Origin of the sequence: Klebsiella electrica (genome assembly GCF_006711645.1) — a bacterium.
Lineage (GTDB): Bacteria > Pseudomonadota > Gammaproteobacteria > Enterobacterales > Enterobacteriaceae > Klebsiella > Klebsiella electrica.
On record NZ_CP041248.1, the window covers coordinates 270318 to 279415 of the forward strand.

General features: G+C 46.4%; 9 protein-coding genes. All 9 read left to right on the forward strand.

The annotated features are described in order from the left end of the window. Positions 1 to 547 precede the first annotated feature (547 nt). The 9 genes from Electrica_RS26815 to Electrica_RS28540 all read left to right on the forward strand — a co-directional run bounded on the left by Electrica_RS26815 (position 548) and on the right by Electrica_RS28540 (position 9071). Positions 548 to 1390, forward strand: coding sequence for an HNH endonuclease signature motif containing protein (locus Electrica_RS26815; protein WP_007372307.1), 843 nt, complete (start codon positions 548 to 550; stop codon positions 1388 to 1390). Positions 1391 to 1811: 421 nt separating this feature from the next. Next, a complete protein-coding gene (locus tag Electrica_RS26820) occupies positions 1812 to 2063 on the forward strand; it encodes a hypothetical protein (RefSeq protein ID WP_024196080.1) in 252 nt (83 codons plus the stop codon). 455 nt (positions 2064 to 2518) lie between these two features. Continuing rightward, positions 2519 to 3040, forward strand: a complete 522-nt coding sequence (locus Electrica_RS26825; protein WP_007372310.1) for a hypothetical protein — start codon at positions 2519 to 2521, stop codon at positions 3038 to 3040. Between the two features lie 46 nt (positions 3041 to 3086). After that, a complete protein-coding gene (locus Electrica_RS26830; RefSeq protein ID WP_008786584.1) occupies positions 3087 to 3356 on the forward strand; it encodes a hypothetical protein in 270 nt (89 codons plus the stop codon). A 663-nt stretch (positions 3357 to 4019) separates the two neighbouring features. Beyond that, the gene (locus tag Electrica_RS26835; protein ID WP_007372312.1) at positions 4020 to 5273 is read left to right on the forward strand and encodes a ParA family protein; all 1254 of its coding nucleotides are present in this window, start codon (positions 4020 to 4022) and stop codon (positions 5271 to 5273) included. Then, the gene (locus Electrica_RS26840) at positions 5270 to 6274 is read left to right on the forward strand and encodes a ParB family protein (RefSeq protein WP_007372313.1); all 1005 of its coding nucleotides are present in this window, start codon (positions 5270 to 5272) and stop codon (positions 6272 to 6274) included. The genes Electrica_RS26835 and Electrica_RS26840 overlap by 4 nt, the downstream gene beginning before the upstream one ends. Positions 6275 to 6313: 39 nt before the next feature. Beyond that, positions 6314 to 6799 (forward strand): hypothetical protein, encoded by a 486-nt coding sequence (locus tag Electrica_RS26845; RefSeq protein ID WP_172745723.1) that lies wholly within the window; start codon positions 6314 to 6316, stop codon positions 6797 to 6799. Positions 6800 to 6839: 40 nt separating this feature from the next. After that, on the forward strand, positions 6840 to 8471 hold the full coding sequence (locus tag Electrica_RS26850; RefSeq protein WP_224771500.1) for an AAA family ATPase: 1632 nt from the start codon (positions 6840 to 6842) through the stop codon (positions 8469 to 8471). Between the two features lie 426 nt (positions 8472 to 8897). Continuing rightward, positions 8898 to 9071, forward strand: coding sequence for a hypothetical protein (locus tag Electrica_RS28540; protein ID WP_009653096.1), 174 nt, complete (start codon positions 8898 to 8900; stop codon positions 9069 to 9071). Positions 9072 to 9098 lie beyond the last annotated feature (27 nt).

Here is a 9098-nt window from a genome sequence, read left to right on the forward strand (position 1 = left end):
CCAACCGGCTTTGCCTCCAACCCTTCTGGAGGTAGTTGTTAACTTCCCCGGTAAACCGGGGATTTTTTTACCCGTAGTTCCAGCGTTCGCCACTGGAGCTAAAACCCACCAGAGCGAATTCCGTAACATAAGCGCTTCTTCTACGTCCGATCAGTACCTTACCCTATGAGCAACCCGTCACACTCTGCTAGCCTTCCTCCCGGAATGAACGACACTCTGATGTCCCTATATATCGAACCGGATATGCCTGGTATCGATGATCTCGTTATAACAATTATTCGGCTTCGGCGTGAGGGCTGGACAGCATCTGAACTGACTTTCCGTATACTTTCGTCAGTTGCATATCAGGTGATTCCTCCAGAGGCGTTTACCGACCCTAAGCATCACCTCCTGAAAGAGTATGTCAGTTTGTCCCGTGAGTTCGGCCTAGTAAGCGGGGCAAGACATAATGCTCACCTCCGTGGTGTCATTCGCAGAGGGATAATGTCGGGAATAGATAGAGCAGAGGTAATACGCCGCGTTCTTTTCTCCCCGCACTATTCAGAACATGAGGAAGATAACCAATCTGATTCGTTCCCTCGTTCGTCGTAACAACCGGGTGGCATTAACGCTTTTTCCCCGAATGTTCCGGTACAAAGCCTTTGGCGTGGTTGAAACAGGATCTGGTTATCCGCGACGGCCTGAACATCAGGAATCCAAAGTTTGTCTACTGGCAGGATATCTCAGAGTCCAGGAAGAAATTCGTGCTTCTCAGGCCCGTCTGGCTTTACTAAATACTGAAATCGAAAAGGAGAATGCTCAGGAGTACGCACGTAACAAAATTCCGGCATCACGGTTGGCTCACTTCAGGCTCTGGTTCACTCGCCGATTTGGTAATGACACATCCCGTTTGATTGAGTCCGTGGACACCTACTGCGAGGAGCAGAATCCAGTAATGGATGAGCAACCGGCTGTATTGCCATTACCACGCGGTCACCTCCCCCATGCAGATATCCGTATGCGCTCCCCGAGCTTCCGCCGAGAGGTTAGCGTTCGCGATGTGCATGTCCAGTCTCAGTTCCGTGAGTTGGTGGATAAGAATTTCGGAAGCCTGTGCGCGGTATCGGGCAAACACCTCAACGGTGTGCTGGAGGCAGCACATATTGAACCAACATCCGTAGCAGGCTGCTATAACGCCAGTAACGGCATTTTGCTATCACCAACATTCCACAGGCTGTTTGACACAAACATGATGGGTATTGATCCTGATACACTACAGATTCACTTCGCCAGCGGTATAGAGTTCCCTGAGTATGAAGGGGTCTGTATAAAACCGTTGTTCTACAATCTGGATAAAAACAGGCTCGGGGCAAGATGGCTTGAATTTAAAGTGAAATCACCTGCGGAGTAAGCCCTCTCCCCTCTTCCATCTCCCTGCCCTATCCAATCTATTTATTGGAAAGGCATAGCAGCATGGAGATAAGTAGCACACAAGTAACTCACCGATAATTCACATAAAAACCATATCAAAACAAATCAATCAGTTTATCGCATTTCCTAGCGCACTTTTAATTCACATTTTATGGACTTTTAATCCAATCCTCTCCTGTTCACTTTGAATTTAAGTGATATCAGTGAATGATAAGGTACGAATAATTCACTAAATAACAACTATGTAAATTCAACAGCATAAAAACCAGAGCGCTATCTTCGGACTGGTTCCAGTAATTGATGGTTTGAGTCCGGCCCGCATGTCATACTGATTTATATCTTTCGTGTAGCCCTGCGGTAGGCACGATTTCATCCCAATACATCCAGTGGCATGTGACTATATGATCGACCAAGCAGAGTTAATGAAGAGTGTTTTAGCGGTTCTGCAAGCCAGAAACGTGTCATTATCAGAGAGCCCTACGCGAATTCTGATGATGCTTCCAACACGGTTACGCGTGAATGTCACTGTAATCGATGCTCAAAATGAACCGTTAACCGCGACACTGATGCTGGATCAGGAAGGTCAAGTGACCTGTAAGCTGGCAACAGACCCCGCTGATACCGTCGTTGATATCAGTCGATATAGAGTATGATTTAAATCTTCGCGTTCCAGCCAGCCGTTCCCAGCTTCGTTGTAGAATATTGCAATAAGCCAATCCCCAGCCAGCCCTGTAATGTAACCGAAGAAAATCGTGCGCAATGCGCACGTAAAAATGTCTGCCCGCCACGCGGGCAATCGCCGTCCAAAAGCTTCGCTCTCAAGCGAAGCAGGCACGGCATGTAAATTCGAATAGAGCCCTCACGGGGCGATTAGGCGAATTCGCGGCCCGCTAGGGCAAAGTCTCAAAGCGTATGGGGGTTAACACCCCCAAAACGCTGTGGAGACTGTTGTGGCTTTTCGGAACTACGATCCCGAAGTACTGACTAAGGGTTGCGGCTGCCACCAGCCCGGCTATCAGGCGACCCAACAATTATTTCTCCGTATCACTTCGTCACCTGCTCAAGGTGATTGAAAATAGAATCACAATTAGAAAGCGGGGAACACACAATGAACACTCAGACAAGAATCAAATTGAAAGGCCTCAAAATCTATACTGGCATGAGCCAGGAAACAGTCTGCTTTAACGCTACTGTCCTCTTCGACGGGCTGAGCATAGGTACAGCTGATAATGATGGGCATGGTGGCGAAACTCGCGTACTGTTCGAACCAGGAAAAAAAGAGCTGTTCCGCCAGGCCGAATCATATGCGAAGGGTCTTCTGCCAATCTGCCTTGGCGAACACAATGGCAAGCCATTTCTCATAGACTCAAACCTGATTGAAGTAATCGACCAGCTTGTCAGTGACGAGGAGCGTAACCGGAAAACTAAATCAAGTTTCAAGAAGGTTTACCGCAAGAAAATCTGCGTCTTACGCGAAGGTAGACTTTGGACAGTGGGCTACAAAAGCCAGGCTCAATACGCTTCATACATCGCACAAATCAAAAAAGAACATGGCCCTGATATCGTTATCCTGGACGATTTGGAACATGATGAAGCTTTCGAGCTGTACAGTAAGCACTTATACGCCTGACCATCAAGCGTGGTAGAATTGGATAATTCTAGCGCAGAGGATCACTATGAAAGTTAAAGAGCTTATCGCCCAGCTTCAGCTACACGACCCTGATGCTGTTGTCGTAATTGCCGGATTTGAAACCCAGAGTACTGGACTGGTTGCCGAGGCCGATACTATTAAAGAATGCGTGACAGTTCCTGTCCAAGCGGACAGCATGACGGGTGACCGTTCGTTGGCAAAGGAGGGTTCACCTTCTGTCTGGTTGGGATGGGGGAATGATTACCGCACGGAGTTCTTCGTTAGTGCCATCAACGACCCGGACGAATTAGCCTAACTATATCGAATACCCAAGAGCCTCTACTTCAGAGGCTTTTTTATTTGATGGGTCTTACGGGAAACCTTGTCATTCATTTACCAATAGTTGCAGGGCGTATCCTCCAGCGCTAAGTCACTTAACCCCCTTAATCGCCAGCCAGCATCTCCGGGTTCTGCCCGACCCGTGGATTACTTAACACCCTTAATCGCCAGTCAGCCTCTCCGGGTTCTGCCCGTACCGTGGGTCACTTAACCCCCTTAATCGCCAGCCAGCCTCTCCGGTTTCTGCCCGTACAGTGGGTCACTTAACCCCCTTAATCGCCAGCCAGCCTCTCCGGTTTCTGCCCGTACCGTGGGTCACTTAACCCCCTTAATCGCCAGCCAGCATCTCCGGGTTCTGCCCGACCCGTGGGTTACTTAACCCCCTTAATCGCCAGTCAGTCTCTCCGGGTTCTGCCCGCCCCGTGGATTACTTAACCCCCTTAATCGCCAGAAGAGAAAGATGATGTGTCATTGAACTGCATTTCGAGATCGCAAAATGAAGAAAAAACAAAATAGAATGTTAGCGTCTCAATCTGATTGCCGTTACAATTATACGCATAGAGCGTCATTTTACGCATTATACGTAAAGTATACGCATATGCGTTTAAATTCATAATTCAGGTTTGAGGGTATGACGAGAATGAATCTAATAGATAAAATTGCCCTTGTCGGGCAACGCATGAAGTCCGAACAAATTTCATTGAAAGAATCGTTACTGGCTTCTTCCCGGGTATCTGTATCAGATGACAGTGTGGAGGGGGTAGATCGCCTTATCTATAACCACTGCCTGAATAAAAAAAATCTCTCCGACTTCTTTGGAAAATCTCGAGTTACCTTCAATAAAATTCTCGCTGATCTCGAAGAAAAAAGGCTGGTGGGTCAACCTATTTATCAGAACAAAAACCACCTTTATACCCGCTGGGATGTCCAGAATATTATGGATGCCCTGGGTTATCCGCGCTATAGAGATTACTACCAGAGCCGAACAATCATTGTTCAGAATCATAAAGGTGGGACAGGAAAAAGCACGACCTCAGTGGCTCTGGCTGTAGCAGCAGCACTTGATCTCCAGTTGAATGCCAGAGTTTTAGTAATTGAATGGGATCCGCAAGGCTCTATTGGTAGCGGTATGATTCAAAGCGTATCTGAAGACGACGTATTCCTGACTGCAATCGACGCAATCCTGGGCGTGTATGAAGAAGGTTCTGAATATAAAAAATACCTCGACATGGGTTACTCTGAGGCTGAAATCATTGAGAATATGCCGTTCTCAACCCATCTGCCAAATCTTGATGTAATTACTGCGTTCCCAACCGATGCGAGATTCAAAGATAAATACTGGCAGTGCAGTAAAGAAGAGCGCACTCAGTTGTTGCTACGATTCAAAGAAGTGATAATGCCAGTCCTGAAAGCTAAGTATGACCTTATTATCTTCGATACCCCTCCAGAAGACTCGCCAATTATCTGGGCCGCTGATGAGGCCGCTGACGGTATTCTTGTCGCAGTTTCTCCGCGAGAATACGACTATGCATCCACAACTGATTTTATGCTGACGATCAGTGAGCGATTCCGTCAGTCTCCCAATAAAGGTGAAAATATTAAATGGTTTAAAGTACTGGCCGTTAACGTCGATGATAAAAGCCCATACGAAAAAATAGTCCTCGATAAGTTAATTCGAACCGTTCAAGACCTGTTTATGGCAACCAATATCAAAAACTCTGAAGCATTCAAAGCAGCTGCGTCACGGGGTAGGTCGGTTCTCGATATTAAGAAATCTGAAGAGTTATGTTCACCAAAGCAGCTGGATATTGCCGAAGAATCCGTAATGTCCGTATATCAACAGTTTATTAATGAGATAAAGAGTTTTTCAGCGAAGGAAGGAGTTAACGCATGAGTGATGAACAGCATATCGGAAACGATAAATCGCGTTATCTAAATACGCCAAAGCGAACCGATGTAGGCCACCGTTCCGGGTTAGCTAACCTTAAGAGTCCCCCTCGCATTAAGAAACTCTTTACCCTTCATAACGGGCGAAAACTTGAAGCTGAGCACGTCACTGTAGCAGCTGAAAATGTCGCTACTGAGACCGCCGTTCACCCAATGAACCCGCGAAATCAGGAAGCGCTTACCACAAACGCAGTACGAGATATCCTGCAACAAATTGAGTCAAGGGGTGTTGATACTGAAGGTGTTGCCGTTAAACGTGATGGCGTGTACCTGCTTATTGAAGGTAGCCGCAGACGTTTTTGCTGTATTGCGGCTCAAAAAGATCTGCCTTTATGGGTGCTACCAGATGATCTATCAGCTGAGGACATCAAGGCGATTATTACCGCTGCACAAACATCACGCCGATTCTCATACCGAGAGGTTGGGCTTCAGTATCTGGAACTAATGCAGGAAAAAGGATTCACCAAAAATGAAGAGCTTGCCCTCTTTCTTGGCATAAGCCATGTGTCAGTCTTTAAACGTATTCAGGCGGCGCGTATTGACGGTTCGTTGATAGCTCTGTTCCCGGATTATGAAGGTATACCAAACTCCTTCTACAGCCGGTTGTCCAAACTTCAGAAATACGTAGAGAGCAACCTTTTCATTCTTGCAGATGTAGTTGATAGGGTGAAAGAAGAAATTGCTAATCTGGACATCAGTGACATCCCGGAAGCGCAGAAAATTGTCATGGCGCAGATCACAAAGGCGGTTGAATTACTCGATCAAAAGCCACCTGCAAAAAGTTGGGAAACCCGTGATCTGGCTAATTTTGCTAATAAGGACAAATACGCCCGTATCAGCAAAAATGCATCGGGCCGTAAAGTTCGCTTTGAATTTAACCGAATGAGTACCGAGCTCATGGCAGAAATTGAAGCATTTATTACGGATAAACTGAGTAGCGAAAAATAACAATTCGCCATTGCTTGATTATCGAAACTGCACCTCCTGGTGCAGTTTTTTTTTGGCCGCAAACCTATTCGTCAGGAGGAGACACCGGTTGATAATAGGAAAAAAACAGCTCATGAGGTGGCTATGCTTTCGGAAAAAATTGTAACCCTGTTTTCAAATGACGCATTAAAGCGTTTCACGATTCTTGAGGCTTACGCCGAGCTAAAACGTCAGGGTACTTTTAGCGTTTTCCTTTCGTTCATCGATCCTCGTACTGATTGTCTCGTAGAGGGTAACTTTCAATTCTACCCGAACCCCGTTAAGACCTACTCAAACATGGGAGTATGCTATCTCACTGAACATCTTGGGCTAACGTTAAAAATCCCAAGCTCTATGGAATGGTGGGCTACACATGAAAAGTCAACATTTCATAACCAAGACATCACCTATCTGAAGGAGGGTGAATACGTAAAGGCAACCATTAAACTGGAAATAGGCTCGCGGATCAGAGTTCCTAATGCGTTCGAAGTTGCCCCTTCCATGTGAACTTAAGGCATATCAAAGTAAATTACTGACGAGGACGGCTATGGCACTCACGATAAAAACAGAAACACTAAAAGCTACCACAAGCCCAACATTTGAGGCTTTACGTAATCGTTATAGCCACCGTAGTTCTGACGATGAGATTGCCGTCGATCCGCTATGTTTATCTCGGGATGATCTGAATGAACTTTTACAGGCATGTCGTGGTGATGGAGAGTCAAAAAATCGACGAGCTCTTGAATCGATCATCACTGCACTGGAAGGTGATTTCGATAAGCCTGTGAGCAGTTTTCCGGCATTCGGTCGTGTGTTACTACAGTATCTGAAGTCAAATCGAATTGATGGCTGGATATACCGACGCGGTCATGACGGCAACCTGTACCCCGGTCTTGTTACAGCAATAAAAGAAGTAAAATCAGAAAAAAACTCTGACCGTCCCCCATCACTATTGTTACAAATCAGCTGGTATGGGTTCGGCGAATATTCGCACTCCAAAAAGGTTTACGGAACCCAGCTTACCGCCCTGAATTTCGAGCCTAATGAGGTGGCGCGGCGCAGTGTCGCTAAGACACTGGCCGACCGTGATATCTACCATGAAACGCATGAGCTGAAACAAGAGTACCTGGAACAACTAACGCGGTTTAAGGAAGTGGTCGACGGGCAATTTGGCAATCAGTTTAAAGCAACCGGCAGGGCTGTCAGAATGGAATCGTATAGCTACAGCGACCGGAATCTGGAAATAGCAGGGCATAAACTGATACACGATTTGCCTGATAGTGAGTGCGATGCCTACGGTGCAGAAGTGGAGTCGCCTCTTTTTGAAGATGACCAGTTTGGCCTTTTACCCGAAATTCCTGTGCAGCGTTATTTTGATCTCTCGCTGCAAGACTTTATCTGGATACATGCCAATAACGTAGAACCATACAAGTATGATAAAGAACTGCCAAAAAAGATGGTTTTGCCGGAAGACCACCGTGATTTACTCGATATACTGACCACGGATATCAGCGCTTTCACCAGCGATATTGTTGAAGGGAAAAGCGCGGGTAACATCATCATGTGCGTGGGCTCACCCGGACTTGGGAAGACATTAACTGCTGAAGTGTATGCAGAGGTCATTGAACGGCCCCTGTACTCAATTCATGCTGGCGCACTGGGAACCAACGCCGATGACATTGAGAAAAATCTGCGGACGATTCTGACCCGGGCTAAACGCTGGAACTGTGTCCTGCTTCTGGACGAAGCCGATGTGTTTGTCATGCAGCGTGGAGCATCACTGACTCAAAATGCCATCGTTGCGGAGTTCCTCCGTACACTGGAGTATTTCGATGGGTTGATGTTCATGACAAGCAACCGGGGTAGTGACATCGATGAGGCTATCATACCAAGATGCGCTGCAATCATTCACTATGATGTGCCGGAGAAATCAGATGCCCAAAAGATCTGGAAGATTATGGGTGAGAACTTTGGCGTGAACATTCCTGATGAACTGGTCAGATCACTTGTAAACACTTACCCAGAACTTCCACCACGTGACATCAAGATGTTGCTACGGCTCACGTTGCGAATGAGCGTGAAAGAGCAGGGGAGTGGTAGCATCCCGACACTGGATATTGTGCGGAAATGCGCGATGTTTCGTGGGATAGAACGAAAGAGAAAAGAAAAAGCCCTGTGATAACGATGCCGGGTTCGCCCGGCATACAACCTGCTGGCCCAGCCCAAAGCAATCCGAGTTCTTCAGCAAAAGCAGCAGCGTGTCGGAAATAACTGTGTTATAACAATTCAGGTGATCATGATGAGAAGTTGATAACAATGTTTAAGCTAAGTCCCATAAGAAAAAAAACAAACAAGCTGCATAAACTCCTTAATAACGGCTATCGTTTCGTAATCATGCATGAAGATGAAATTATTGAACCCTTCCGCTACGAAATAGAAGCCAGACGAAAACTATTCTTTGGCAGAAAACTCCTTTCTATTTCCGACCTCATCGACTCAATAAACGATAGTGTAAAAACCCAAGCAAAACGCGCCCCTTAACTATTCGTCACCTGAATAACTCCAGCTATGATAAACATTATTATCAAGCTTAAAGGTGATACTTATGAAACCGTTTGGGATTTTCTATTCAGTAGAAGGCTGCACTTGTTCACTGTGCCGCTCGCGTGGCTATCGTAAAAACAATGCATACGATAGATCTCTTCGTGTAAGCAAACACCGCGCCCGTCAGCAGGCCAAGCGTGAAATCCGCTCCGCCGTATTCAGCATCGACAATTAAGAAAGGTTGATGATAAATAAGAAGAAT